Origin of the sequence: Streptomyces sp. CA-146814 (assembly GCF_050942385.1) — a bacterium.
Lineage (GTDB): Bacteria > Actinomycetota > Actinomycetes > Streptomycetales > Streptomycetaceae > Streptomyces.
Genome location: NZ_CP192068.1, coordinates 3,912,649 through 3,939,433 on the forward strand (window position 1 = coordinate 3,912,649; position 26,785 = coordinate 3,939,433).

The window sequence follows — 26,785 nt, forward strand, 5'->3', positions numbered from 1 at the left end:
TCAGTGGACGGAGAACATGCAGCTCAGGCGGGTGATGGTGATCCTGCTATGAGTTTGTCCACAGTGCTGTCCCCCGTTCCGTGCACAGGTTCCGAGGAGTTCTCCACAGCATCTGGTCCGTCATCCACATGCCCTGTGGATAACCAGATTGGCTGACGGTGGAGACAGGCCTACCGTGGTCCGGCGCCCGCACTCCGTTCCGGCACCGGAATCAGCAGAACCAGACGCGCCGGAAGCGGAGTCGGGCGACTTGTTTGTCAGCGCCGTGCCGTAAGAAAGAGTGGCACGGCTAGGTCCGCGATGCGGACGGGAGGAGGTGGGCCCGGTGAGCATTCCCGAGCCTTTGGACGACCCCTGGACCGAGGCCGGTCCCGGCGACCGTCTGCCTGTCTCCCGCCCGCGCCGCGGGGAGCGCAAGGGCAACCGCGAGGACCGGCACGACCGGGGCTCCGACGAGGGATGGGACGGCGGCGGCCCGTCCGGCTTCGAGCGGGTGCCACCGCAGGACCTGGACGCGGAGCAGTCGGTGCTCGGCGGCATGCTCCTGTCCAAGGACGCCATCGCCGATGTCGTGGAGATCATCAAGGGCCACGACTTCTACCGCCCGGCACACGAGACCGTCTACACGGCCATTCTCGACCTGTACGCCAAGGGCGAGCCGGCCGACCCGATCACGGTCGCCGCCGAGCTGGTCAAGCGCGGAGAGATCACCAAGGTCGGCGGAGCGCCGTATCTGCATACCCTGGTCCAGTCCGTCCCGACCGCGGCCAACGCCTCGTACTACGCGGAGATCGTCCACGAGCGGGCCGTCCTCCGACGGCTCGTCGAGGCCGGCACGAAGATCACGCAGATGGGATACGCGGCCGACGGGGACGTCGACGAGATCGTCAACTCCGCGCAGGCCGAGATCTACGCGGTCACCGAGCAGCGCACCAGCGAGGACTACCTCCCCCTCGGCGACATCATGGAGGGCGCGCTCGACGAGATCGAGGCCATCGGGTCGCGCAGCGGCGAGATGACCGGTGTCCCGACGGGCTTCACGGACCTGGACGCTCTGACGAACGGCATGCACCCCGGCCAGATGATCGTCATCGCGGCCCGTCCCGCCATGGGCAAGTCCACGCTGGCCCTGGACTTCGCGCGCGCCGCGTCGATCAAGAACAACCTGCCCAGCGTCATCTTCTCCCTCGAAATGGGGCGCAACGAGATCGCGATGCGTCTGCTGTCCGCCGAGGCGCGGGTGGCCCTGCACCACATGCGGTCCGGCACGATGACGGACGAGGACTGGACGCGGCTCGCGCGCCGGATGCCCGAGGTCTCGGCCGCCCCGCTCTACATCGACGACTCCCCCAACCTGTCGATGATGGAGATCCGCGCGAAGTGCCGCCGGCTCAAGCAGCGCAACGACATCAAGCTCGTGATCATCGACTATCTGCAGCTGATGCAGGCCGGCGGATCGAAGCGTTCCGAGAGCCGTCAGCAGGAGGTCTCGGACATGTCCCGAAACCTGAAGCTGCTGGCCAAGGAGCTGGAGGTCCCGGTCATCGCGCTCTCGCAGCTGAACCGTGGCCCCGAGCAGCGCACGGACAAGAAGCCGATGGTCTCCGACCTGCGTGAGTCCGGCTCCATCGAGCAGGACGCCGACATGGTCATCCTGCTCCATCGCGAGGACGCGTACGAGAAGGAGTCACCGCGCGCGGGCGAGGCCGACATCATCGTCGGCAAGCACCGTAACGGCCCGACGGCCACCATCACCGTGGCCTTCCAGGGCCACTACTCGCGCTTCGTGGACATGGCGCAGACCTGAGGGACGGTCTGTAGGTTCGCGTTTCCGGTGTCCCTTCCTCATTGACCTCTGCCCTTGTCCGGCCCTCACGCAGACGTCGCCCTGCGCCTGCCGACCGACCATCCGGTCGTGGCCGCGCAGAACCTCATCATGGACATCATCGAGAGCGGGCACCGCTACCTTCGGTGTCTACGCCCTCATGCCGCAGCCGGCTCCTGGCGCGCTGGGCGACATCCGCGCCCTGAGCGGGCGCGTGCCGTCCGCCCTCCCCGCCGAGGATCTCACCCGGTGCGCCCCGTACGACATCACCGGCGCCCACCTCCGTCCCGATCCAGGTCCACGTTGATCAGAAAGATCAGCGAGCTCGAGCGGGACCTGGGCTTCGAGGCCCAGGCCGACGTCCCCACGGAGAAGTTGGTGTGACGCGTAAGGGGCCGAACACCATCTTCGCGGCCGGCCGCTCGCCATCTCCGAGCCAGGCCGAGGAGGCACGAGCAACGCTCCCACCTGTGGTTTTACACAAAGCTACAAAACCTCGCTCGCTTCTTCGTATGTTCGTCGTATAGCCTGCACGCGCATTCGATCATGGGTCCATCCGATCGCCCCGGACGCCCATCCCGCACCATGGCAGGGCAAAACGGAAATGCCGTCGCACACTGCACACCCGGAAAGTCATGACTGAAACACTCGCTGTGCCGGACCCGCAGGTCGGCCGCGGCGCTTCTCGCCTGCTCTCCTGCCCCTCGGAGTACGCTCCCGACGGTGTCTACATCGACCTCTCCGCACTCTTTGGCCGACATGTCCACGTGAAGTGTGAGGGGCTCAACCTCGCCGGTTCTGTGAAGATCAAGGCAGCGGCCGAAATGGTCGACGCAGCCGAGCGCACAGGGATCCTCAAGCCCGGTGGAAAGTTCATCGAGTCATCCTCCGGGAGCCTCGGAGTCGCGCTCGCGATGATCGCCGCTCACCGCGGCTACGAGTTCATCTGCGTTACCGACAGCCGCTGCAACGAGCGCAATCTGCGGCTCATGAAGGTCTACGGCGCCCAAGTCGTCGTCATCGACACCCCGGATCCGGTCACCGGGCTGCTTGGTGCCCGGATCCAGCACGTCCGAGACGTCTGTGCGGCTGACCCGGACATCTTCTGGATCAACCAGTACGCCAACAAGAACAACTGGCTGTCCCACTACAAGAGCACCGGACCCGCCATCGCCGCCGAGTACCCGGATGCCGACATGGTCTTCATCGGGGCCGGCACGACTGGCACACTCACCGGCTGTGCGCGCTATCTGAAGGAAGTCGGGCACCCCGCGCGGATCATCGCCGTCGACAGCGTCGGATCCGTCACGTTCGGCGGCCCGGCAGGGGTCCGTCACATTCCGGGCCTTGGTACCGGAAAGCGTCCGGAGATCGTCGACGAAAGCGTCATCGACGAAATCATCATGGTGCCAGAAGTCGACACGGTGCGTATGTGTAGAAAGCTTGCAGCCCGAGGCTTTCTGTTCGGCGGTTCGACCGGCACCGTACTCGCCGGGATGGCTGGTCGCATCGCCGACGAGAGTCCCAGGACGAAGGTCGTCGCCATTTCGCCCGATCTCGGTGAGCGGTACCTCGATTCCATCTACGATGACGAGTGGGTCCGCGGACGATTCGACCTCTCCGAGACGGGAGCCATCTGATGGCGCGGCCGCAGAGTCTTCAGGAACGGTTCGAGCAGCAGGCGCACGCGACACCGGACCGCACCGCACTGGTCTTCGGCGAGGAGCGGCTGACCTACCGGGAACTGCGGGCCGAGGCCCACCGGGTGGCCTGGCAGCTGCGGGACCTCGGCGTCCGCCGGGAGACTCTCGTCGCCATGGCGTTCCCCCGGTCTGCGGATGCCGTCGTGTGCCTGCTGGGCATCGTTCTGGCGGGCGGCGCGTATCTGCCCGTCAACCCGGACTTCCCCGCCGAACGTCTGACCAGCATCCTCGGCGACTCGCAGACACCGCTGGCCGTCTGCGACCCGCAGGCAGCGCCGACCCTTGAGGCGGCGCTTCCCGAAGGGGCGGTGCTGCACCGGTTCGACGACCTGCTCCGCGCCGCGCCCCAGGACGAGCATCGCGCCCCGCTCCCGCAGGAGGCGTCGCCCGACTCGCTCGCCTATGTGATGTACACGTCGGGCAGCACCGGCCGCCCCAAGGGCGTCATGGTCGAGCACCAGGGCGTGGTGCGCCTCGTCAAGGACACCGACTACTTCGCCTTCTCCGCGGACGAGCGCTTTCTGCTCACAGGCGCCCTGGAGTTCGACGCCTCGACCTTCGAGATCTGGGGTGCGCTCCTGAACGGGGCGACGCTGCACATCGTCGAGCAGGAGACGCTCGTCGTCCCGGAGCGTCTCAAGCGGGCGCTGCGCGACGCCGACGCGACGGTGCTGTGGCTGACCGCACCGCTGTTCCACCAGCTCGTCGATGAAGACGTCACCCTCTTCGAGAGGCTCGGCACGCTCCTCGTCGGCGGCGACACCTTGTCCTGCCCTCACGTGAACAAGGTCCTCGGTGCCTGGCCGGGGCTGCGACTGCTCAACTGCTACGGCCCCACCGAGAACACGACGTTCACCACGGTCTTCCCCGTGGCGACGCTCCACGACACCGCCGTGCCCATTGGCCGGCCGATCACGGGAACCACGGTGCGTGTCCTGGACGACGCCCTGCGGCCGGTCGCACCAGGCCAGATCGGGGAGCTGTTCACCGCGGGCCTCGGGCTCGCCCGTGGCTACCTCCACAACCCGGCGGCGACGGCGGCGAGCTTCGTCGACGTCGACGGCGAGCGGCACTACCGCACCGGCGACCTCGTGAGCGTGGACGCCACCGGGGTCCTGTCCTTCCACGGCCGCACCGACGACCAGGTGAAGATCCGCGGTCACCGTGTCGAGGTGAAGGAGGTCAACAGCGCCCTGCTCGACGTGCCGGGCGTGCGGGACGCGTACACCGCCGTACGCGATCCCGGCAACGGCAAGCGCCTGATCGCCTATGCGGTCCTGGACACCGGGCATGACGCCCACACCGTTCTGGCCGAACTGCGACGCAGGCTGCCCGCGTACATGTGCCCCGACCGTGTCATGGCGCTGCCCCGCCTGCCACTCAACGCCAACGGCAAGGTCGACGCCGCCCAGCTGCCCGCACCGGCGGCAGCGCAGCCGCGCACCGAGCGGCTCAGCGCCGAGGAGACGCAGCTCGCCCGACTCTGGGCCGACGTACTCGCTACGGACGCCGAACTCATCGGCCCCGACAGCGACTTCTTCGAGCTCGGTGGTACTTCCATCACCGCCGGCGCGCTCATCGGCCGGATCGCCCGTGGCACCGGCGGAGTCCTCAGCTTCCAGGATCTGTTCGCCACCCGGACCCTGCGTACGATGGCCCGCGCGGTCGCGGCTGGCGGTGCTGATGCGTTCACGGCGATTCCGGCCGCTCCGGGCGAAGGTCCGCTGCCGCTGCACCCGCAGCAGCGCGGCCTCTACGCCCTGTGGCAGTCCGACGAGGAGTCGCTCGCGTACAACATCCCGGTGCGCCTGGACATCAGCGGACACCTGGAGCCCGCCCGGCTACGGTCAGCGCTGGCCTCTCTCACACAGCGCCATGAGGCCCTGCGCACCCGCTTCTTCGCCGAACTCGACACCGTCCAACAGGTCGTCGAGAGCACCGTCGAGGTTCCGCTGGACATCGCGGTGAACGCCGACGTGCCCACGGACGAGGCGGCCGTCGAACGCCTTGTGCGCCCGTTCGACCTCGCGCGAGCCCCGCTGCTGCGGGCCTTGTTCGTCCCTCAGGAGCACGGTGACGACCGTCTGTATCTCGACGTCCACCACATTGTCTTCGACGGGGTCTCCCTCGCGCTGCTCGTCGACGAACTGCTCGACCTTTACGTCGGTGTCACCCCCGAGCAGCCGGCCACGACCTACGCGGCGGCCGCCGGGTGGCTGACACGCGAGCTCGGCGCGGGCGGCCGGTTCGCCACCGACGGCCCGTACTGGCAGGAGCGGTTCCGGGATGTTCCGGAACCCCTCAATCTGCCGACGGACCACCCTCGCGCCGCGATCCGTAGCAGTCAAGGAGCCGTGGTCCGGCGGGATCTGGGCCAGGTGGTCCAGCAGAAGGTGGCCCACTGCGCCGCTGCACACGCGGTCACCGACTTCTCCGTACTGCTCGTTGCTTATGCCACCGTGCTGGCCCGGCTCAGCGGGCAGCAGGACCTGGTCGTGGGGTGCCCGGTCAGCGGGCGGGTCCATCCTGACCTCGACGGGGTGATCGGCATGTTCGTCAACACACTGCCACTGCGGCTGCGGATCGACGACACCACCACGATCACCGAGCTGTTGGGACAGTCCGGGCAGGAGCATCGCACCGCCCTTACCCATCAGGCATACCCCTTCGAGCAGTTGGTGCGGCAGCTCATGCCACGCCGTGACCTGAGCCGCAACGCCCTGTTCGACGCCTTCTTCGCGCTGCAGAACATCGACTTCTACACGTTCCGCAAGCACGGCCGCCGCGTCAGGCTCACGCTGCCGCACCCCGGCACCGCCCGCTTCGACCTGAACCTCCAGGCCTACCAGCGGCCCGAAGGGCTATGCCTCGAACTCGAGTACTCCACAGCTCTGTTCACCCGGCAGTCCGCCGCGACGCTCCTCGATCAGATCGTGGCCGTCATGGATGAGGTGCTGCACTCACCCGACCGCCTGGTCCTCGCGCCGGTACCTGCTGCGGCGCCCGCTCCCGTCGTACCCGCGGCCGACTTCGCCTTCTAGGAACCCCTTCATGAGTAACGTCATCGCTCTTCAGCAGGCCCTGCGTGCCTACCCCCAGCAGGCCGCGTACTGGCAGGAACAGCGGCATACCTGGGCCGAACCGACCGTCCTGGTCCGCGACCACCTGCGCCCGCGCTCCGAGGGCGGCACGCACGTCCGCACCACCCTGGCCACTGATGCCTGTGCCGCGGCCGACCGGCTGACCTCCGGCGATCCGACGCTGCGCCGGGTCCTCGCGGGCTCCGTGCTCGCGCTGGTGGCCGCCCGTGCCACCGATCGCCAGGGCCTGACCGTCTTCCTGCCGACCGATGCCGGACCGACCCCGGTCCCGCTCACCGTCACGGGCGACCTCACGGGCCGCGCGCTGCTCACCGGGCTGCGCACCGCCTACCTGACCGCCGTGCAGCATCTCGACATCCCCGTACAGGCTCTGCTCGACCGGGACGAAGACCGACCCAGCGACCTCCTGCTGTCCTTGGACGGGCAGTTCGCCCTGGCCGATGCGGAGCGTGCGGGCTGCCCGCTGCTGTTCGACGTACACGACGACTCCGTAACCGTCCACTTCGACGGGCGGCTGTTCACCGCGACCACCGCTCAACGGCTCGCCGACGCCTACGCCGGCCTGTTCGCCGCGCTGGCCATGGACCCGACCACGCCCGTGGCCGGTCACCTCGCGGCAGACGCGGAAGAGCTGCGTCTGATGTCAGGAGAGTTCAACGCGACCGGCGCGGAGTTCCCCGAGACGCGGACGCTGCACGGCTTCCTGGAGGAACGGGCGGCCACCACCCCGGACACCGTCGCCATCGTCGACGACGCCACGACTTACGGCGAGCTCAATGCCGCCGCCAACCGGCTGGCCCGGGTGCTGCAGGCGCGCGGCGTCGGCGCGGACAGCGTCGTCGGCGTGTGCGTCCCCCGCTCCACGCCGATGCTCGTAGCGATCTACGCCGCCCTGAAGGCGGGCGGCGCGTATCTGCCCGTCGACCCGACGCTGCCGCGTGAACGCGTGGACTACATCCTCGGCCACAGCCGAACCACGCTCGTCGTCACCACCGAGGAGACCCGTGACGTCGTCGCCGGACACGAGGTCCTCGACATCAGCGCGGGCGACACCGAGAGCGACGGGGGCGACCTGGAGCCGGTGAGCGGCCCCGGAAACCTCGCGTACGTGATCTACACCTCCGGCTCCACCGGCAAGCCCAAGGGCGTCATGGTCGAGCACCGTGCCATCGTGAACCGGCTGTGGTGGATGCAGCGGGCGTATCCGCTGGGCGGCGACGACGTGATCCTGCACAAGACGCCCTTCACCTTCGACGTGTCCGTCTGGGAGATCTTCTGGTGGTCGTTCGCGGGCGCGGCCGTAGCCACACTGCCCAACGGCGACGAGAAGAACCCGGAGCGGATTGCCGAGCGGATCGCGACGGCGGGCGTCACCACCCTGCACTTCGTCCCGCCGATGCTCCACGCGTTCCTGCAGTATCTGCGTGCCACCGGTAGTGCAGCCCAACTTGCCACGGTGCGCAGGGTGTTCGCCAGCGGCGAGGCGCTCGCCGTGGCGCACGCCGAGCTGTTCCAGGAGACGCTCAACGCTGACCTGGTCAATCTGTACGGGCCGACCGAGGCGGCCGTAGACGTCACCTGGCAGCCGTGCACGACGGTCGACCCGACCCGGTCGATCCCGATCGGGCGGCCCATCGACAACATCCGCCTGTACATCCGCACCACCGCGGGGGCCCAGGCTCCGATCGGCACCCCCGGCGAACTCTGCATCGCGGGCGTGGGTCTGGCCCGCGGATATCTCAACGCGCCGGAGCTGACCGACGAGCGGTTCGTGCCGAACCCGTTCGAGCCGTCCGGCCGCATCTACCGCACCGGCGATCTCGCGCGCTGGCTGCCGAACGGCACGATCGAGTACCTCGGCCGCATCGACTCCCAGGTCAAGGTGCGCGGCTACCGCATCGAGCTCGGCGAGATCGAACACGTCGCGGGCAGCTGCCCCGGCGTCGCCGACTGCGCCGTGACCGCCGTCGAGGATGCCGGCGGCGACCGGTCTCTCGCCGCGTACGTCGTCGCGGGCGACGGTTTCAACGCCGAAACCCTGCGTACGTATCTCGCCGCTCGCCTGCCCTCGTACATGGTTCCGCAGCACGTCATCGAGGTCGACGCGATCCCGACCAACCACAACGGCAAGCGCGACCTCAAGGCGCTGCCGCGGCCGGCGCCGGCGGACGTCGACGACATCGTGGAGCCGAGCGTGGCTCCGCGCACGCCCGTCGAGCAGCGACTCGCTGACATCTGGGCGGAGGTGCTCGGCCTGGACCGAGTCGGTGTCCATGACAGCTTTTTCGCGCTCGGCGGCGACTCCATCAAGTTCATCGGCGTACTGGCCAGGGCCCGTGCAGCCGGTCTGCGGTTCACCTTCCAGGCGCTCTTCGCGCACCCCACCGTGGCGCAGCTGGCCACCGTCGTTGAGACCGGTGAGCCCACGGACGCCGACGGCGCCGGGCGGCTCGCTCCGTTCGCGCTGCTCGACGCCGCCGACCGCGACCGTGTCCCCCCGGGCGTCAGCGACGCGTACCCGATGTCACAGCTCCAGGTCGGTCTGATCTACGAGGCCACCCGCAGCAGCGTCGAGGGTCTGTACCACGACATCCTCAGCTACGGCATCGACGAGCGGGTGGACGTTGACCTGTTCCGTCAGGCTGTTGACCATGTCGCCCGCCGGCACGCGGTGTTCCGCACCTCCTTCCACCTCGACGGGTTCAGCACGCCGGTCCAGCTGGTACACGCCGAGGCGCCGACGCCGCTGACGGTGCACGATCTGCGCGCGCTGCCGAGCGCCGAGCAGGCCGCGGCCCTGGAGGAGTTCTCCCGGAAGGAGCTGCGGGCCGGTTTCGCGTACGGCACCGCCGATCTGGTGCGTGTCCATCTGCATCTGCTGGGCCCCGAGCGGTTCCAGTACTCGCTCAGCTACCACGACGCCGCGCTGGACGGCTGGAGCGTCAACACCATCCACCGCGACATCTTTGCCGCGTACTTCGCCCTGCTCGATGGGGAGCAGCCCGAGGCGTCCGCGTACGACGTGGCGTACCGGGACTTTATCGCCCTGGAGCGCGAGGCCCTCGGTTCCGAGGAGCAGCGCGCCTACTGGGGCACGGTGATGGCGGACGCGGAGCGGACCCAGCTGCCGCGCCTGACCGCTGAGTCGGATGCCACGGCGGATCTGCCGCCGGTGGTGCTGCACGACGTGACCCTGCCCGAGGGCCTGTCCACCGGGCTGATCCGGCGAGCACATGCCTTGCGGATCCCGGTCAAGTCGCTGCTGCTGGCGGCGCACACCGCGGTACTCGGGTTCGTGGCGGGAACCGACGACGTGCTCACCGGCTACGAGCACTCGGGGCGACCCGAGGCCGAGGGCGGCGAGAGCGTCCCCGGGCTGTTCCTGAACACCGTGCCGTTCCGGCTGGCGATGACGCCCGGGCAGTCCTGGGCGGACCTGGCCCGGGCCGTGTACGAGACGGAGAGCGGCATGCTGCCGCACCGCCGCTATCCGATGGCCGAGATCAAGCGGGCCGTCGGCAGCCGTGACACGCTCTTCGAGACGATCTTCAACTTCACCCACTTCCACGTCCTGAAGAGCCTGGGCGAACGCGACGGCTTCGCCCTGGTGCGCTCGGTGGTCAACGCGCAGACGGAGTTCCCGTTCCGCGCGGAGTTCTCGCAGGACGCCGTCTCCGACGAGGTGCTGCTCAGCCTCCACTACCACCCGGACGTCTTCGGCCCCGCCCAGATCGCGCGCATCGGGGCGTACTACGCCCGGGCCCTGACGCTGCTCGCGACCGATCCGGAGCGGCCGGTGCATGGGGCGTCCCTGATGGAGGAGGCCGAGCTGACCGCGCTCGGTGACTTCGCGGGGCCCCGGCTGACGCTGCCGCAGGGCACGTTCGTCGACTCGTTCGCCGAGTCCGTCGCGAAGGCCCCCGACGCGGTGGCGGTGCAGCATGGCGACGAGCGCCTCACCTATGCAGAGCTCGACCGGGAGTCCGACCGGTTCGCCGCCTTCCTCGCCGGGCAGGGCGTGCGCGCGGGCGACGTCGTGACGACGATGCTGCCGCGCGGCATCGGCTGGTCGGTGACAGTCCTCGCCCTGCTCAAGAGCGGCGCCGTCTATCTCCCGCAGGACCGCGACTACCCCGCCGACCGTGTCGCCTCGGTGCTGCGCCGCAGTGCCTGCCGGTACGTCGTCGCGGACCGGCTGGACACCGCGCGCCTCCAGGAGGTGCTCGGCGAGCGGGTGGCACCGCTGCGCGTGCTGGCATACGAGGATGCCGAGACGGCAGAGGCGCGCCCGCTGTCCGTGCGGCCCGGGCCCGACGACTGCGCGTACATCATCTTCACCTCGGGCTCCACGGGCGAGCCCAAGGGCGCCGCCATCCGGCACTCCGGCATGCTCAACCACCTGCTGGCCAAGGAGATCGACCTCAAGCTCACCGGCGCCGACCGGGTGGCACAGATCGCGACGCAGTGCTTCGACATCTCCGTATGGCAGCTGCTCGTCGCGTGGCTGCGCGGCGGCCGGACCGTGATCTACGGGCAGGACGAGATCGTCGAGGCGGGCTCCTTCCTGGCATCGCTGCGCACCGACCGCGTCACGATCCTGGAGGTCGTCCCGTCCTACCTGGACGCCCTGCTGACCGAGGTCGCCGTGCGCCCCGTCGACCTGCCCGACCTGCGCTTCAACATGGTCACCGGGGAGCCCCTGCCGCCGGCCCTCACCCGCCGCTGGTTCGCCCACTACGGCGCACCACTCGTGAACGCCTACGGGCCCACCGAGGCCTCCGACGACGTCACGCACCACATCATCGAACACCCCGTGGAGGAGGTGCGCACCCCCGTCGGACGGCCCGTCATCAACACCGGCATCCATGTGGTCGGACCCGATGACTCCTCCCGTCCGATCGGCAGTTACGGTGAAATCTGCGTGACCGGAGCCGGTGTCGGCATCGGCTACGTCAACGACCCGGAGCGCACCGCGGCCGTCTTCGTGCCGAACACGCTCGACGACCTGTCGCCGGTCATGTACCGCACCGGCGACGTGGGCCGCTGGCTGCCGGACGGGTCGCTGGACTGCGCGGGCCGCGTCGACCACCAGGTCAAGGTGCGCGGACACCGTATCGAGCTCTCCGAGATCGACGTCGCGCTGGAGCGGCTGCCCGAGGTCGACGGCGCCGTCACACTGACCCGCGAGCTTCACGGCGACAAGCGCCTGGTCGCGTTCTACACCGGTGCGGCCGAGCCCGACGCGGCCGTCTTCCACACCCTGCTCGCCGCTTCACTCCCGGCATACATGCACCCCGAGATCGTGGTGCGCCTGGACGCGTTCCCGCTCACCGGCAACGGGAAGGTCGACCGCAAGGCACTGGCCCGTCACGAACTCGCCGCCACGCAGCGTACGGATGCCGTGCCGCCCGCTGACGCGCAGGAGCGGCTGGTACGCGATCTGTTCGCGCAGGTACTGAACCTGGCACCGGAGGCGGTCGGCGTGACCGACAACTTCTTCGAGATCGGCGGGCACTCACTGGCCGCCATGAAGGTCACCGCCGCCTCCCAGGGCCGCATCGTCCTGCGCGACCTGCTGGCCCGTCCGACAGCACGCCAACTGGCCATCGGTATCCGGGAGACGGCATCCACCTCCCGAGACCTGCTCGTGGATCTCACGGCGGCAGCGGGCGCCACCTGTGCGCAGCCCGCAGCGACCGTGGTGTGCGTTCCGTTCGCGGGCGGCAGCGCCGTCAGTTACGTCGCCCTTGCCAGGGAGCTCGCCGCCGCAGGCGCCCCGGTTAGGGTGCTCGGCGTCGAACTGCCGGGCCGCGACGCGGGCGACACCCTCGCTCAGGTCCCCGTCGAGGAGCTTGCCCAGCACCTCGCGGACGAGGTCGCGGACGCCGTGGACGGTCCCGTCGCGCTGCTCGGCCACTGTGCCGGGGCCGCGCTCGGCCTGGTGACGGTGCCCGCGCTGCGCCGCGCCGGAGTCGATGTGCGGACGCTGCTGGTGGTCGCCAAGCTGCTCAAGTCGGTGGACCCGGCGGACCACGCCGCGAACGAGGTCGTCGACATGTCTGATCAGCAGATTCTCGACTGGCTGGTGGACCACACGGGGTTCGACGAGATCGCGGGCCTCGGTCGCCAGGAGCGCGCCGATCTGGCCGGTGCCTTCCAGTACGACACCGCACAGGCCACCCGTGCCTTCCACCAGGCGCTGACCGCTCACCCCGCGAGCCGGCTCGACTGTGCGTTGACGGTGCTGATCGCCGACGACGACCCGCTGGCGCAGGGCCACGAGGACACGGCACACAACTGGGAGCTGTTCGCGGATACGGTGCGGATCGAGGTCGCCGCCGACGGCGGTCACTACCTCAACGCCACCCGCCCCGAGCAGATCGCTGCCGCCCTCCGTACCGACCTGGGAGTCTGACCGATGACCACCGTCACGATCGTGCTCATGGGCGCGGTCACCTTCGCCCTACGGGCCTGCTTCTTCGGCCCGCTCAAGACGGAGCGGCTGCCCGGCGGCGTCGAACGGGCGCTGCCCTATGTGATGCCCGCCGTCCTGATGGCGATCATCGTCCCATCCGTGGTGCTCGCCAAGTCGCCCGACAACAGTCTCGGACCGTTGTCGCCCTATCTGATCGGCGCGCTGGTCGGCTTCGCCGTCGGCGTCTTCAAGAAGGACAACTTCTTCCTGGTGTTCGCCTCCTCCATCGCCGCGTTCGCCGTGGCCAAGATCCTGCTGTGACGGAGAGTCCACCCTTGACTACGCATTCGTCTCCGATGCCCGCCCCGCTGCTGAGCCGCCGCCAGGAGAGCCGCGCCGGGCTGCGCGATGCGCTGCCGCTGGCGCTCGGCGCGCTGCCCTTCGGCCTGTTGTTCGGCGCTGTCGCGCAGCAGTCGGGGCTGAGCCTGCCGGACGCCATGCTGATGAGCGCTCTGGTCAACGGCGGCTCCGCGCAGATGATCGGCATCGGCCTGATGTCGTCGGGTACCGCTTGGTTCCTGGTCGTGGCGACCTGTCTGGTCGTGAACATGCGCCATGTCTTCTACTCGGCGGCGTTGTCGGCACAGGTGCGGCATCTGTCGCCGGTGTGGCGCGCGGTGCTCGCCTTCGGGATGATCGACGCCGTCTACGCGCTCGCTGCCAAGCGATACGACGGGGCGGTCGGCGAGCGAACCGGTCAGCGGCACTGGTACGTCCTGGCCACCGCCGTCGTGATGTACGTCGGCTGGCTCTCCAGCACTTTGGTCGGCTATCTGTTCGGCCAAGACGTCACGCGAATCGACGGACTCGGTCTGGACTTCGCGATCTACGCCACCTACATCGGCCTGGTCGTCTCCTGCTTCACAAGCAGGCGCGCGGTCGCAGCGGGCCTGCTGGGCGGCGGACTCGCTCTGGCCCTGCACCAACTTCCGTACCAAAGCGGTCTTTTTCTGGCGACATTGGCGGCAACGGTGGGCGTCGCCGTGTGGGAGGGGCGCCTCAGGACTGCGGACTCCCGGGCCACGGACGCCTGAAGCCACCACCTTTCCCCCTGGATCCACATCTACTCCGCCTCTGGAGGCAGTTCATGTCGAACACCCCGCAGTTCTCCGTCATCAGCGGAGCCACCGTCCACGACGTGCTCGCCGGCCGCGAGCAGGAGATCGTCGACTTGGTCTCCCGCGCCTACACCGCCCACGGCGAGCAGCAGAGCGTCAACCCGCCCAGCTACTTCCTGCGCTTCCCCGACAAGCCCGACGCGCGCATCATCGCGCTTCCCGCCTCCCTGGGAGCGGAGTTCAGCGTTGACGGCATCAAGTGGATCTCCAGCTTCCCGGCCAACATAGCCTCGGGCATGCCGCGCGCCTCGGCCGTCTTGATCCTGAACGACCACGAGACGGGCTATCCGTTCGCGTGCCTGGAGAGCTCCATCATCAGTGCTACGCGCACCGCCGCCTCGGCAGCTCTCGCCGCCGACCGGCTGCACTCCGACCGACCCCGGCCGCGGCGTATCACGTTCTTCGGCACGGGACTGATCGCCCGCTACATCCACAGGTACCTGATCGGCACCGGCTGGAACTTCGACGCCGTCAGTGTGTACGACCACAGTCCTGAGTACGCCACGCGGTTCGCCGAGTACGTGTCCGGGACGGGCACTGCGGACACGGTGCGGGTCATGCCCGACGCCGAGACTGCCATTCGCGACTCCGACCTTGTCGTCTTCGCCACGACGGCAGGGGAGCCGCATGTGCACGAAGCGGCCTGGTTCGACCACAACCCGACCGTCCTGCACATCTCCCTGCGCGATCTGGCCCCGGAGATCATCCTTGGCTCGACGAACATCGTGGACGATGTCGAGCACTGCCTGAAGGCGCGTACGTCGCCGCACCTGGCCGAACTGGCCTCTGGGAACCGGTCGTTCATCGACGGCACGCTTCATGACGTGCTGGAGAAGAAGGTCGAGCTCCCCACGGACCGCCCTGTGGTGTTCTCGCCGTTCGGACTCGGCGTCCTGGATCTGGCCGTGGGCACGCACATCTACGCCGAGGCCACCCGTAGGGGTCTCGCGGCGCCTGTCGAGGGCTTCTTCCACGATATGAACCGCTACGCCTGACCGACCCCCACCCAAGGAAAGCTCCCACTGTGCCTCAGCCGGTCATCCTCGTCGCCGATCCGCTCGACGAGGGCGTCTCCGCCGATCTGGCGACTGACTTCGACGTACGCCACTGCGACGGAGCAGACCGCTCCGCCCTGCTGAATGCCATCCCGCAGGCGGCCGCGCTGATCGTCCGCAGCGCCACACAGGTCGACCGAGAGGTCATTGACGCCGCTCCGGCGCTGCGCGTCGTCGCCCGTGCCGGGGTCGGCCTCGACAACGTCGACGTCCCCGCGGCGACTCAGGCCGGCGTTGAGGTCGTCAACGCGCCTGAATCGAATGTCGTCAGCGTCGCCGAACTCGCCGTCGGCCTGATCCTCTCCTCCCTGCGGCACATCCCTGCGGCGAGCGCGTCCGTGCGCCGTGGCGAATGGCGGCGCAGCGCCTTCCAGGGCGAGGAACTGTGCGGCAAGACGGTCGGTGTCCTCGGCTTCGGCCGTATCGGCAGGCTCGTTGCTGCGCGGCTCGCCCCGTTCGGCGTCGAGTTGCTCGCCCACGACCCGCACGTACCAGACTCTTTCATGGGCGAACTGGGCGTGACCGGAGTCCCGTTCGAGACCCTGATGCTTCGCTCGGACATCCTGACCGTCCATCTGCCGCGTACCCCGGAGACGATGGGCATCGTGAGCCACGAAGCACTTCGGCTGGCCAGGCCGACGCTCCGCGTGGTCAACACGTCCCGCGGCGGCATTGTCGATGAGAGTGCCCTGGAGGCCGCTCTCAAGGAGGGCCGTATCGCCGGTGCCGCTCTCGACGTCTTCGCCATGGAACCCCCGGCTGCCGACTCCCCGCTCCTCGGCGATGCTGCTGTGCTCCCCACACCGCACATCGGCGCCGGCACCCGCCAGGCCCAGCTGCGTGCCGCGAGCGAAGTCGCCACGGCGGTGCGCCGCATCCTGCTCCCGTCGTCAATGGCGAGGGTGGCCTCGGAAGGACAAGATCGTGAGGTGGAAGTCACCCCGTCACCGGACCGGAATGATCCGCTCCACGACCGTGTCCACCAAGGTGCCGAGGGCGATGTCGCCGAGCATCTCGGGCAGGGTGAAGTGCTCCAGGAGCACGCCGGTCATGGCCAGGTAGAGCACGAGGAACGCGGAGTGGTCGCCGGGGAGGTCCGTGTCGCGGTGGAAGGCGGCGCTCTCCTCGAAGGCCGTGCGGACGGTCCGGGTCAGCTGCGTACGTAGCTCCGGGCGGCGGGTCGCCTCCAGGCGGAGTTCCAGCAGGGCCAGGTAGCCGGTGCGGTCGTCGGTCATCCGCCGGACCAGCCAGTGCATCAGCTCGGCGACCAGTTCACGGGAGGGCGCGGGGCGCAGCGCCTGTTCGACCTGGACCGGGTCCGGGGTCATCCGGTCGTGGATGCGGGCGCCCGTCTGCATGAACAGGTCGTCACGGCTGCTGAAGTAGTTCGACGCGGTGCCCACCGGCACGCCGGCCCGGGCGTCCACAGCGCGGAAGGTGAGCCCGCGGGCCCCCTCCTGCGCCAGGACCTCGACCGCCGCGTCCGTGAGCGCCACCCTGCGCTCGGGGTTCTTCGCCATGCGTCCTTCTCCCTGCTCGTCGTCCTCCGGGAAGAGGTTGCGCGACCACTACACCTGAAGCACTATAAGTGTCGTGGTTGCGGCTCGTCACCCCGGTGACACGGTCGCGGCCTCGTCCTGGGCCGTCGGGCCCGTGCCGGCACGTCGAACGGGGAACACATGCGCAAGCTCACCTACTTCATCGCCTGTTCGATCGACGGCTTCATCGGTGACCCGCACGGTGATGCCGAGACGATGATGGCCTTCGTCGACGAGGAGTTCATCGCCTTCCTCAAGGAGGAGTACCCGGAGACGATCTCGGCTCCGGGCCGCAAGGCCCTGGGAATCGAGCACCTGGAGAACCGGCGGTTCGACACCGTGATCCAGGGGCGGGCCAGCTACCAGGTGGGCCTGGACGCGGGGTTGACGAGCCCTTACGGCCATATGCGCGAGTTCGTCGCCTCCCGGACGCTCACCGAGTCACCGGATCCGAACGTGGAGCTGATCGCGGAGGACGTGGTCGGCAGGATCAGGAAGCTGAAGGCGGAGGAGAGCGGGCTGGACATCTGGCTCTGCGGCGGATCCCAGCTGGCGGGGCAGTTGGCCGACGAGGTCGACGAGCTCGTGATCAAGACCTATCCGCTGGTGTACGGCTCCGGGATGCCGATGTTCGGGTCCGGGTTCGCGGCCCAGGAGTTCACGCTGGAGCAGGTGCGGGCCTTCGCGAACGGGGTTCTGGTGCGGACGTACAGCCGGAAGCGCTGAGGCCTGCTCCCCAGGACTTTCGCCGCGAGGTAATCCCCTCGTCAGGCGGCGGCCCGTCGGGTATGGGTTGACCATGACCTCTCCGCGTGAAGAACTGCTTCCCAGTACCCGGCGCTCCCTTCTCCACCGCGTCGCCACGGCCCAGCGGGAGGGCCGGGCACCCTCACTGGTGGCCGCCGTGCAGCGGGAGGGCCGGATCGCGTGGAGCGGGGGCCGTACGGGCCTGGAGGGGCAGGCGCCGGACGCCGATACGCAGTACCGGATCGGCTCGCTCACCAAGACGTTCACCGCGGTGCTGGTCCTGCGGCTGCGCGACGAAGGCCTGATCGACCTGGACGACCAGCTGGAGAAGCACCTCCCGGGCACCGGAGCGGGCAGTGCCACCGTCTTCCAACTGCTCGGCCACAGCGCGGGCCTGGGTGCCGAGACTCCCGCTCCGTGGTGGGAGCGGACCCCGGGAAGCCTGCGGCCCGAGCTCGCCGATGTGCTCGGCGAGCGGCCGCAGACGCACCCGGCGGGCCACCGCTTCCACTACTCCAACCCGGGCTACACGCTGCTCGGTTCGCTGGTCGAAGCGGTGCGCGGGGTCTCCTGGGAGGAGGCGCTGCGCAGAGAGATCCTGGAGCCGCTGGGCCTGCACCGCACGACCTACGGGCCGGTCGCCCCGTACGCGGAGGGCTGGGCCGTGCATCCCTGGGCCGATGCCGTGGTGAGCGAGCCCGCCGAGGACCTCGGGCTGATGGCGCCCGCCGGCCAGCTCTGGTCGACCGCTGCCGACCTGCTGCGCTTCGCCGGCTTCCTGGCCGAGGGCGACGACCGGGTCCTGTCGGCCGCCTCCGTACGGGAGATGAGGACGCCCGCCGCGGCCGCCGCCGAGGCCGGTGGCAGCGGATACGGCCTCGGGCTGCAGATCGTGAAGACCGACAGCCGCGTCCTCTGCGGGCACGCGGGTTCGCTGCCCGGGTTCGTCGCCGGTCTCTGGTTCAGCGAGGAGGACGACGTGGCCGCGGTCGCCCTCGCCAACGCCACCTCCGGGCTGCCCGCCGCCACGGTGGCCGCCGAACTCCTGACCGTCGTCGCGGACGCCGAGCCGCGGATCCCGGAGCCCTGGCGCCCGCTGCCCGAGGTCGACCAGGAGCTGCTGGCCCTGACCGGGATCTGGCACTGGGGGACGCACACGTTCACGCTGCGGCTCACCGGGGGCCGGGGGCTTGAGCTCAGGCCGCTGGGCGGTACGGGGCGCGGAGCGGCCTTCGTACGCCGGCCGGACGGCACGTGGACGGGCCTGGACGACTACTACGCGGGAGAGACCCTGCGCGTCGTACGCCGGGACGACGGCTCGGTCGACCACCTCGACCTCGGATCGTTCGCCTTCACCCGGGAGCCGTACGAGACGGGCGCCGACGTTCCGGGCGGGCTGGACCCGGCGGGATGGCGGGGGCTCGGCGGCTGACGGCTGAACGGCAACGGCCGGTGGGTCGGTGTTTCACGTGAAACACCGACCCGCCGGCCGTTGCCGTTCGAGAGCGAGACCTTCGGAGAGCGAGACCTTCAGAGGGCCAGCTTGAAGCCCACATGGCTGGCCGTGAACCCGAGCCGCTCGTAGAAGCGGTGCGCGTCCTCGCGAGTGGCATCCGAGGTCAGCTGCACCAACTGGCAGCCCTGGCGGCGGGATTCGTCGACCGCCCACTGGATCAGCTGCGTACCGAGCCCGCTGCCGCGCTCGTCGGCGTGGATGCGGACGGCCTCGATGATCGAGCGGGTGGCGCCGCGCCGGGAGAGACCGGGGATCACCGACAGCTGGAGGGTCCCGACCACACGGTCCTCGCGGACGGCGACGACGACGTGCTGGTTCGGGTCGTCGGCCAGCCGCCGGAGCGCCGCGCGGTACGGGGTGAGGTCGTCCGGCGACTCGCGCTGCGCGCCGAGCGGGTCGTCGGCCAGCATGGCCACCACGGCGTCGAGGTCGGGCTCGGCAACGGGGCGTATCTCAAGATCGCTCATGATCGGCAGCGTACGCGCTCCACAGCCGTCAGGCCGCGACCTTCAGCTCCTCGACCGCCCGGACCAGCGGCGCCAGTTCGGGGTTCTCCGCGGCCTCGTCCAGCGCCGCCCGCAGGGCGCTGTCGTTGGTCGGCCGGGCCTCCGCGAGGAGGGTGAGACCGGCCTCCGTGACATCGGTATAGATGCCGCGCCGATCGGTGTCGCACAGATACCGGGTCAGCAGTCCGCGGTCCTCCAGCCGCGTGACCAGACGGGTGGTGGCGCTCTGGCTGAGGACCACGGCGTCGGCGACCTGCTTCATCTGGAGATGGCCGCCGGGGCCGCTGTGCTGCCGGCTCAACACGTCGAGCAGCGAGTACTCCCGCGCGCTGAGCCCGTGGCCCGACTGCAGGGCGCGCTCGATGCGGGCCTCGATCTTCCCGTGGAGCAAGGAGAGGGCGCACCATCCCTGGGCGAGGGCGGTCAGGGCCGGGTCGGTCGCGGTCATGGTCTCTCCTCCGTGCGGGAGCTGCGTGGTTCCAGGATAGGGGACGCCTGCAATAGCCCGCGCTTGCAATTAGCTAGCGTCTGCAATTATTGTGGACGCTCGTAAGGCGCAGACGCAATCTTCAGAGAAGGTGGAACCCATGCCGCTCGCGCTCCTGGCCCTGGCCATCGGGGCATTCGGGATCGGAACGACCGAATTCGTGATCATGGGGTTGCTCCCCGAGGTCGCCGCGGACTTCCAGGTCTCGATCCCGACCGCAGGCTTCCTGGTGACCGGCTACGCGCTGGGGGTCGTCCTCGGTGCTCCGCTGATGACGCTCCTGGGCACCCGGGTCACCCGTAAACGGATGCTGATGCTCCTGATGGGCCTCTTCATCGTGGGCAACCTCGTATCCGCCCTCGCCCCCGTCTTCGGCGTCATGCTCGCCGGCCGGGTCGTCGCCTCCCTCGCGCACGGTGCCTTCTTCGGTATCGGCTCGGTGGTCGCGGCCGATCTCGTCGCCCCGCAGAAGAAGGCCGGCGCCATCGCCATGATGTTCACCGGGCTCACGGTCGCCAATGTCGTCGGCGTCCCGCTCGGCACCTACATCGGACAGTCCGCGGGCTGGCGGACCACCTTCGTCATCGTGGCGCTCCTCGGCGTGATCGGGCTCCTCGGAGTGGCGAAGCTCGTCCCCGAGCAGCCCAAGGCCGAAGGCGTACGCATCCGCCACGAACTGGCCGCGTTCCGCAACGTCCAGGTCCTCCTCGCGATGGCCATGACCGTCCTGGGCTTCGGCGGAGTCTTCGCCGCGATCACCTACATCACCCCGATGATGACCGAGATCGCCGGCTACTCGGCCTCCTCCGTCACCTGGCTGCTGGTCCTCTTCGGCCTCGGCATGGTGGGCGGCAACCTGGTCGGCGGACGGTTCGCCGACCGCCACCTGATGCCGATGCTGTACGTCTCGCTCGGCGCGCTCGCCCTGGTCCTCGGCCTCTTCACCGTGACCGCCCACAACAAGGCCGCCGCGGCCGTCACCATCGTCCTCATCGGTGCCCTCGGCTTCGCGACCGTGCCCCCGCTGCAGAAGCGGGTCCTCGACCAGGCGGCGGGCGCCCCCACCCTGGCCTCCGCGGTCAACATCGGCGCCTTCAACCTCGGCAACGCCCTCGCCGCCTGGCTCGGCGGCCTCGTGATCGCCGCTGGCCTCGGCTACACCGCCCCCAACTGGGTCGGCGCCGCCCTCGCCGCCTCCGCCCTGGTGCTGGCCGTGGTCTCCAGCGTGCTGGAGCGCCGTACCGCCGGAACCGGAGGCCGGATCGTCGCCGGGAGCAGCCTCGAACCCGTCACCGCCCCGGCAAGGCACTGAGCCCCGCCCCAGACCCCTCCGCACCGCACCGCACAACGATCAGGAGCAGTTCCATGAGCACCATCCCCGCTGTCACCCCGCTGACCATCCAGGACGCCGAGGCTCTCGTCACCGCCGCCCGCAGCACCGCCGAGGCGGCCGGGGTCGCCGTCGCCGTGAGCGTCGTGGACGCGGGCGGCCACCTCCTGGCCTTCCGGCGTGACGACCGGGCGGTCCTCATCGCCGGGGAGACCAGCACCCGCAAGGCGTTCACCACGCTGCAGCTCGACGCCCCGACCGCGGACCTGGTCGACGCGGTCCAGCCCGGCGGGCTCTTCCACACCCTGCCGACCGCGCTGGACCGCCCGCTGCTCTTCATCGCCGGAGGCATCCCCCTGCACCGCGGCGGCCGGCTGATCGGCGCCATCGGCGTCGGCGGGGGAGCGCCGGAGCAGGACCACGGATTCGCGTCCGCCGCCGCGGACTCCCTCGGCTGAGGCCGAGCACCCGGAACAGGGGCGTCAGCCCGTCGCGATGGTGAGCGGGGCGAACCTGCGGGTCGCGTCGCCCGGGAGGTCCGCGATGCCGTACGTCATCACCGAGGTACGGGAACCCGGTTCGAGGCCGCGCTCCACCAGCCAGCCGAGCAGCTCCTCGTGGCGCGCGTCGACATCGGCCCGCAGCGGCCGGTCCGTCGTGGCGGCCAGCGCGGTGACGAGGGCCTCGGCGGTCGCCGTGTCGCGCGCGATGAGCGGGCCGACGGCATGGACGTCGCCGCTCGGCCAGAGCGCCGCGTAACCGGTCAGCTCGCCGTTCTCCTCCGCGACCTGGAGCCGGTCGGAGAAGGCCGGGAGCCGGGCGATGATGTGCGTACGGTCGACCCCGAAGGCCGGCAGGTCGAGGCGGACCATCGCCTGGAGATCGTCCGCTGCGGCCGCGCGCGTGGTGACGGCCGACGGCCCGTCCTCCGCCCGGAACCGGCCGAGCACCCGCTCGCTCCGGCCGACGTGGGTGAAGCCGAGCTCCTCGTAGAGCCGCTCTCCCTGGGGTGTGGCGTACAGCGCGAGCGGAGTGGACCCGGTCTCCTCCATGACATGGCGCATGAGGCGCCGGGCGATCCCCTGGCGGGTGTGGCGTCCGGCGACGAGCAGCATCCCGACGGCGGCCAGGCGGGGCCCGTACGACGTCACCACACAGGCCGCGACCAGGCCCTTCCCGTCCGGCTCCGCGATCCCGTACCCGGTGCCCGCGGAGAGCAGCAGCCCCCATCGGTGTTCGTCGCGCGGCCAGCCGCGTTCCTCGGAGAGGTCGGCGCAGGCGACCAGATCTCCCCGGGTGAGGCGGCGTACGGGCAGGTCGACGAGGGGCGGGGGTGATGGGCTGTGCATGGGGCCAGGCTGTCCGACGTGATGATCGCCCGTCCAGCGGTTTCCCGGAACTGGCCGAGAACCGAAGCGTCCGCCGTCATGTTTCACGTGAAACATGACGGCGGACGCGTGTGGAGGCCAGGGGCCGTCAGCTGAGGTCAGGCGCGTGCATCGCCCGTACGCCTTCGATGTTGCCGTCCAGATAGTGGCGCAGCGAGAGCGGTACGAGGTGGACGGCGGCGATCCCGACCCGGCTGAACGGCACCCTGACGATCTCGTACTCCCCGCAGGGCTCGTCGATCTCCGGGCCGTGCCGCCGGCTCACGTCCATCGACGCGAGCCGGCAGACGAAGAAGTGCTGGACCTTCACGCCCGTGACCCCGCCGTCCGCGATGTGCTCGACGGTGTCGACGAAGCAGGGCACCACATCGGTGATCTTGGCGCCGAGCTCCTCGTCGACCTCGCGGTGCAGGGCCTCGACGACGGTGGCGTCCTCCGGCTCGACCCCGCCGCCGGGCGTGAGCCAGTACGGATCGACCCCCGGCTTCGTGCGCTTGATCAGGACGAGGTCGTCGCCGTCGACCAGGATGGCGCGTGCGGTGCGCTTGACCACAGGACGTTCGGTCATGGCAAGAGAGTGGCCCGTGCGGACCCGTCTGAAACTCCCCCGGCCTACCGGGCCGCCTCGTCCAGCGCCCGCGCCACGTCCGCCAGCAGGTCCTCCGGGTCCTCCGCGCCGACCGAGAAGCGGATGAACCCCTCCGGCACCGCGTCGCCGCCCCAGCGGCCCCGGCGCTCGGCGGTGGACCGTACGCCCCCGAAACTCGTCGCGTCGTCGACCAGCCGCAGCGCGGAGAGGAAGCGCTCCGCTGTCTCCCGGTCGGCCAGTTCGAACGACACCACCGAACCGAAGCGCCGCATCTGGCGCACGGCGATCCCGTACGACGGGTCCGTCGGCAACCCCGGATACCGCAGCCCCGTGACCTCGGCCCGCTGGGACAGCGCCTCGGCGAGGGCCAGCGCCGTGGTGCACTGCCGCTCGATGCGCAGCTGGAGCGTGGAGAGCGAGCGGTGGGCGAGCCAGGCCTCCATCGGGCCGGGGATCGCGCCGACGACCTTGCGCCAGCGCCGTACATCGGCGGTCAGGCCGGGATCACGGCAGGTGACATGGCCCAGCAGGATGTCGCCGTGCCCGGTCATGCCCTTGGTGTCGCTGGCGACCGAGAAGTCCGCCCCGAGCTCCAGCGGACGCTGGCCGATCGGCGTGGCCAGGGTGTTGTCGACGGCGACCAGCGCACCCGCCTCGTGCGCGGCGGCCACGAGCCGGCGGATGTCGCAGACGTCCAGGCCCGGGTTGGACGGGCTCTCGATCCACAGCAGCTTCGCGCCCTCCAGCAGCGCCAGCTGGGCATCGCCGCCGGTCGGCGCGGTCCTGACCTCGACACCGAAGGCCGTCAGCTGCTCCCGTACGAGCGGCAGCGCCTGGTAGCCGTCGTCCGGCAGCACCACGGTGTCGCCGGTGCGCACCTGCGAGAGCAGCACCGCGGTGATCGCCGCCATGCCGGAGGCGAACACCGTCGTGCTCACGTCCTCGCCGGGCGCCTCCAGCTCGCCGATGGCCCGCTCCAGACGGGTCCACGTCGGATTGGTGTCCCGGCCGTAGGTGTAGGGGCCCACCGGCTCGCCGGAGAGATGGAAGTGCGCGGCGAAGACCGGCCCGGGCAGGGTCGGCTCGTACTGCTCCGGTTCGGGAAGTCCGGCGCGTACCGCGCGCGTTCCGTCGCCCATGCTGTTCATGCTGCTCCGTAGTCAAGTGGTCGGGCGGCCCCGGAGGGCCGGGAAGTCAGTCCTCGTCCGGCAGGACCATGTTGAGGGCCCAGGAGACGACCGAGATGATCAGGGCGCCGAGGACCGCGGTCCAGAAGCCCTCGACATGGAAGCTGAGATCGAAGACCCCGGCCAGCCAGGAGGTCAGCAGCAGCATCAGGGCGTTGACCACCAGGGTGATCAGCCCGAGCGTCAGGATGAACAGGGGGAAGGTCAGCAGCTGGACCACCGGCTTGACCAGGAAGTTCACCAGACCGAAGAGCAGCGCGACCAGGATCAGGGTGAGGACCTTGCGGCCGGTGGAGCCGCCCTCCAGCGTGATGTCCCCGATCAGCCAGATGGCCACGGCCAGCGCACCCGCGTTGGCGATCGTCTTGACTACGAAATTCTTCATGTGTCTGATCGTGGCAGACATGATCGGTGGTGGACACCGACAGCGCAGGCGGAACCGACGGCACAGGTCACCAGGGCCGACGGCACAGGTCACAAGGGGCGGACAGGCCATGAAGGCATTCAGACTGGACGAGCTGGAGGCGGAACGGGCCGCCAACGACGGCGCGTACCTGCAGTTCGTGCGGGAGCGGAACATGTCCGTCGGCCTGTACGCCCTGGACGCGGGCGAACTCGATCCGCAGCAGCCGCACCAGCAGGACGAGGTGTACTTCGTCGTCAGCGGCCGTGCGTCGATCACGGTCGGGACGGAGACGACCCAGGTCGGCCGGGGGAGCGTCGTCTATGTGCCGGCCGGGGTGGCCCACAAGTTCCACCACATCACCGAGGACCTGCGGGTGATGGTCGTCTTCTCGCCGCCGGAGGGCTGAGACCCCCGGTCGGAGGTCTCCGGAGCCCCGGGTTCCCTAAGGGTTCGATCAGGGGTCTTCAAGGGCTGTGGAGCCCCCGACGGGGTCCCCCGCGCGCTTAGCATCGAGGCAGGAACCCAGAGAGACGAGGTAGATGGCGATGGCCGTGCGGGAGATATTCGCGGGGATGCCCTGGTGGGTGAAGTGGATCGCGGTGCCCGTCATCGCGATCTTCGTGTTCGGCGGTCTGATCGCCAGTGTGATCGGCTTCGTGATCGGCCTGCTCTTCAAGGTGCTGGTCTTCGTCGTGCTGGTCGGCGGTCTGGTCTTCGTCGTACGCAAGTTCATGTCCTCCTCGTCCTCGCGTGGTGACTGGTAGGAAGGCTGCCGCGGGCCCGTGCGGGATCGGGGGTGCGCACAGGCCTGCGGATTAGCCCAGCTGAGCTAAGTCCCGGAGGAAAACTCCTCCCTTCAGAGGGCGGCCGATACAGTGACGTAACGCTGCCGCCGCCATCTGGAATGTGACCTTCTGTCACCGAACCGACCGAGTGACCAGTGGTTTGAACGACAGTCCGGTCGTAGGTGCGGCAGGCCCGTGGGGGCGGCCCCCACGGGAGGGCCGACGGCCCGTCACCATGCCTGGGGGTGACCTTTGACCACGGCATCGAGCACCGCTGTCCCGACGTTGATCGGTTCGGTTCAGCGGGCGTTGAGGCTGCTGGAGGCTGTGGGCACCCATCGGGACGGGGCGCCCGCCAAGCAACTCGCGCGGGAGGCCGGGCTACCGCTGCCGACGGCGTACCACCTGCTGCGCACGCTGACCCATGAGGGCTATCTCCGCCGGGAGAACGGCGTCTTCCTCTTCGGCGCGGCCGCCGAGAACCTGACCGCGGCCCGGGGCTCCAGGAGCCGGCCCGCCTCCGTCACCGACTCCCTCGCGCACTGGCGGGACGCCATCGGGGTCCCGGTGTACTGCGCGGTCTACCGCGACGGTGAGATCGAGCTCATCGCGGTCGCGGACGCCCCCGACGCCCCGGCGGTCGACGAGTGGGCCTCCTTCCGGGAGACCGGGCACGCGCACGCGATCGGGCAGTGTCTTCTCGGCCAGCTCGACGAGAAGGACCGCGAGGACCACCTCGACCGGCACCCCGTACGGCCCCTTACTCGTTACTCAGTGCGAGATCGCGCGGCACTTCTGGAACGCCTCCGGACGCTGCGCCGGGGTGAACCGGTCATCGAACGCCAGGAGTACGCACTGGGGACCGTCTGCGCCGCCATTCCCGTCACAGCCGGTGCCACCATTGCGGCGATGGCCATTTCCGTACCCCTGGACCGTGAGGAACGGTTGCTGCCCGCAGTCGAACAGCTACGTGGCGAAGTGGCGAGCCTCTTGCGTTCGTTCGTGTTCTCTATCAGTATCTGAAAAATC

At 69.6% G+C, this 26,785-nt stretch carries 21 protein-coding genes and 1 pseudogene; 15 read left to right on the forward strand and 7 right to left on the reverse strand.

The genetic code is table 11. The annotated features are described in order from the left end of the window. Positions 1-325 precede the first annotated feature (325 nt). The 8 genes and pseudogenes from dnaB to ACQP09_RS17340 all read left to right on the forward strand — a co-directional run. Complete coding sequence (dnaB, locus tag ACQP09_RS17305; protein ID WP_404061213.1) at positions 326-1,807, forward strand: replicative DNA helicase; 1,482 nt, start codon at positions 326-328, stop codon at positions 1,805-1,807. A gap of 653 nt (positions 1,808-2,460) precedes the next feature. Further along, entirely contained in the window at positions 2,461-3,465 is a 1,005-nt protein-coding gene (sbnA, locus tag ACQP09_RS17310) for a 2,3-diaminopropionate biosynthesis protein SbnA (protein ID WP_433400525.1), read from the forward strand. Beyond that, a complete protein-coding gene (locus ACQP09_RS17315) occupies positions 3,465-6,569 on the forward strand; it encodes an amino acid adenylation domain-containing protein (RefSeq protein WP_433400528.1) in 3,105 nt (1,034 codons plus the stop codon). Before sbnA ends, ACQP09_RS17315 begins: the two co-directional genes overlap by 1 nt. A gap of 10 nt (positions 6,570-6,579) precedes the next feature. Continuing rightward, entirely contained in the window at positions 6,580-13,044 is a 6,465-nt protein-coding gene (locus tag ACQP09_RS17320; protein WP_433400531.1) for an amino acid adenylation domain-containing protein, read from the forward strand. A 3-nt stretch (positions 13,045-13,047) separates the two neighbouring features. After that, the gene (locus ACQP09_RS17325; protein WP_433400534.1) at positions 13,048-13,365 is read left to right on the forward strand and encodes an AzlD domain-containing protein; all 318 of its coding nucleotides are present in this window, start codon (positions 13,048-13,050) and stop codon (positions 13,363-13,365) included. Positions 13,366-13,400: 35 nt separating this feature from the next. After that, positions 13,401-14,138: an AzlC family ABC transporter permease gene (locus ACQP09_RS17330; protein ID WP_433400537.1), complete on the forward strand. Its 738-nt coding sequence runs from the start codon at positions 13,401-13,403 to the stop codon at positions 14,136-14,138. A 53-nt stretch (positions 14,139-14,191) separates the two neighbouring features. Further along, positions 14,192-15,217: a 2,3-diaminopropionate biosynthesis protein SbnB gene (gene sbnB / locus ACQP09_RS17335; RefSeq protein ID WP_433400540.1), complete on the forward strand. Its 1,026-nt coding sequence runs from the start codon at positions 14,192-14,194 to the stop codon at positions 15,215-15,217. 29 nt (positions 15,218-15,246) lie between these two features. Then, positions 15,247-16,101, forward strand: a pseudogene (locus tag ACQP09_RS17340) (hydroxyacid dehydrogenase); the annotation flags it as partial. A 120-nt stretch (positions 16,102-16,221) separates the two neighbouring features. On the opposite strand, the gene ACQP09_RS17345 reads toward ACQP09_RS17340, so the two are convergent. Next, complete coding sequence (locus ACQP09_RS17345; protein WP_433400542.1) at positions 16,222-16,797, reverse strand: TetR/AcrR family transcriptional regulator; 576 nt, start codon at positions 16,795-16,797, stop codon at positions 16,222-16,224. 159 nt (positions 16,798-16,956) lie between these two features. Between ACQP09_RS17345 and ACQP09_RS17350 the strand changes: the two genes are divergently transcribed. Further along, on the forward strand, positions 16,957-17,541 hold the full coding sequence (locus tag ACQP09_RS17350) for a dihydrofolate reductase family protein (RefSeq protein WP_433400545.1): 585 nt from the start codon (positions 16,957-16,959) through the stop codon (positions 17,539-17,541). Between the two features lie 73 nt (positions 17,542-17,614). Then, positions 17,615-18,994: a serine hydrolase domain-containing protein gene (locus ACQP09_RS17355; RefSeq protein ID WP_433400548.1), complete on the forward strand. Its 1,380-nt coding sequence runs from the start codon at positions 17,615-17,617 to the stop codon at positions 18,992-18,994. A 98-nt stretch (positions 18,995-19,092) separates the two neighbouring features. Here the strand turns inward: ACQP09_RS17355 and ACQP09_RS17360 are convergent, their stop codons facing one another. Both ACQP09_RS17360 and ACQP09_RS17365 read right to left on the reverse strand, forming a co-directional pair. Further along, entirely contained in the window at positions 19,093-19,545 is a 453-nt protein-coding gene (locus tag ACQP09_RS17360; RefSeq protein WP_432149415.1) for an N-acetyltransferase family protein, read from the reverse strand. Between the two features lie 28 nt (positions 19,546-19,573). Next, complete coding sequence (locus ACQP09_RS17365) at positions 19,574-20,032, reverse strand: MarR family winged helix-turn-helix transcriptional regulator (RefSeq protein WP_404061199.1); 459 nt, start codon at positions 20,030-20,032, stop codon at positions 19,574-19,576. A 139-nt stretch (positions 20,033-20,171) separates the two neighbouring features. Between ACQP09_RS17365 and ACQP09_RS17370 the strand changes: the two genes are divergently transcribed. Both ACQP09_RS17370 and ACQP09_RS17375 read left to right on the forward strand, forming a co-directional pair. Next, on the forward strand, positions 20,172-21,383 hold the full coding sequence (locus ACQP09_RS17370; RefSeq protein WP_433400551.1) for an MFS transporter: 1,212 nt from the start codon (positions 20,172-20,174) through the stop codon (positions 21,381-21,383). 53 nt (positions 21,384-21,436) lie between these two features. Beyond that, a complete protein-coding gene (locus ACQP09_RS17375; protein WP_433400553.1) occupies positions 21,437-21,859 on the forward strand; it encodes a GlcG/HbpS family heme-binding protein in 423 nt (140 codons plus the stop codon). A 24-nt stretch (positions 21,860-21,883) separates the two neighbouring features. On the opposite strand, the gene ACQP09_RS17380 is transcribed toward ACQP09_RS17375, so the two are convergent. From ACQP09_RS17380 to ACQP09_RS17395, 4 genes are all read right to left on the reverse strand, one after another. After that, positions 21,884-22,750 carry a GNAT family N-acetyltransferase gene (locus ACQP09_RS17380; RefSeq protein WP_433400555.1) on the reverse strand — a complete coding sequence of 289 codons (867 nt, stop codon included), beginning with the start codon at positions 22,748-22,750 and terminating at the stop codon, positions 21,884-21,886. A 127-nt stretch (positions 22,751-22,877) separates the two neighbouring features. After that, positions 22,878-23,357 (reverse strand): NUDIX domain-containing protein, encoded by a 480-nt coding sequence (locus tag ACQP09_RS17385; protein ID WP_433400557.1) that lies wholly within the window; start codon positions 23,355-23,357, stop codon positions 22,878-22,880. A 44-nt stretch (positions 23,358-23,401) separates the two neighbouring features. Beyond that, the gene (locus ACQP09_RS17390; RefSeq protein WP_432149410.1) at positions 23,402-24,526 is read right to left on the reverse strand and encodes a cystathionine gamma-lyase; all 1,125 of its coding nucleotides are present in this window, start codon (positions 24,524-24,526) and stop codon (positions 23,402-23,404) included. Between the two features lie 46 nt (positions 24,527-24,572). Then, on the reverse strand, positions 24,573-24,950 hold the full coding sequence (locus ACQP09_RS17395; RefSeq protein ID WP_433400561.1) for a phage holin family protein: 378 nt from the start codon (positions 24,948-24,950) through the stop codon (positions 24,573-24,575). Positions 24,951-25,059: 109 nt separating this feature from the next. On the opposite strand from ACQP09_RS17395, the gene ACQP09_RS17400 reads away from it, so the two are divergent. From ACQP09_RS17400 to ACQP09_RS17410, 3 genes are all read left to right on the forward strand, one after another. Further along, positions 25,060-25,377, forward strand: coding sequence for a cupin domain-containing protein (locus tag ACQP09_RS17400; protein ID WP_069743704.1), 318 nt, complete (start codon positions 25,060-25,062; stop codon positions 25,375-25,377). Positions 25,378-25,522: 145 nt separating this feature from the next. Then, positions 25,523-25,735 carry a DUF5326 family protein gene (locus ACQP09_RS17405; protein WP_432149449.1) on the forward strand — a complete coding sequence of 71 codons (213 nt, stop codon included), beginning with the start codon at positions 25,523-25,525 and terminating at the stop codon, positions 25,733-25,735. 273 nt (positions 25,736-26,008) lie between these two features. After that, positions 26,009-26,779, forward strand: coding sequence for an IclR family transcriptional regulator (locus ACQP09_RS17410; RefSeq protein WP_433400563.1), 771 nt, complete (start codon positions 26,009-26,011; stop codon positions 26,777-26,779). Positions 26,780-26,785: the final 6 nt, after the last annotated feature.